This window comes from Bacillus sp. BC08 (genome assembly GCF_054326875.1).
Genome location: NZ_JBTGPA010000033.1, coordinates 1 through 449 on the forward strand (window position 1 = coordinate 1; position 449 = coordinate 449).

The following is a 449-nucleotide window of genomic DNA, read 5'->3' on the forward strand; positions in this document are numbered from 1 at the left end:
CGCTTATCAGGCGTGCGCTCTAACCAGCTGAGCTATAGGCCCATAATTGAAAAGCGGGTGAAGAGAATCGAACTCTCGACCAGAGCTTGGAAGGCTCTTGTTTTACCACTAAACTACACCCGCATTAAATTGTAAATGGTGAGCCATGAAGGATTCGAACCTTCGACCCTCTGATTAAAAGTCAGATGCTCTACCAACTGAGCTAATGGCTCATTTTGAAAGTGGTGCCGACTAGAGGACTTGAACCCCCAACCTACTGATTACAAGTCAGTTGCTCTACCAATTGAGCTAAGTCGGCTTGCGATTTCAAAATGGTGGCTCGGGACGGAATCGAACCGCCGACACGAGGATTTTCAGTCCTCTGCTCTACCGACTGAGCTACCGAGCCTTTATGTAAAAAATGGCGGTCCCGACCGGGGTCGAACCGGCGATCTCCTGCGTGACAGGCA

General features: G+C 49.9%; 4 tRNA genes. All 4 read right to left on the reverse strand.

The features are described from left to right. Positions 1-52: 52 nt before the first annotated feature. Positions 53-123: transfer RNA gene (locus ACXVYO_RS16055), tRNA-Gly, on the reverse strand. Between the two features lie 13 nt (positions 124-136). Further along, positions 137-212: transfer RNA gene (locus ACXVYO_RS16060), tRNA-Lys, on the reverse strand. 10 nt (positions 213-222) lie between these two features. After that, positions 223-298, reverse strand: a tRNA-Thr gene (locus ACXVYO_RS16065). A 14-nt stretch (positions 299-312) separates the two neighbouring features. Then, a tRNA-Phe gene (locus ACXVYO_RS16070) sits at positions 313-388 on the reverse strand. Positions 389-449 lie beyond the last annotated feature (61 nt).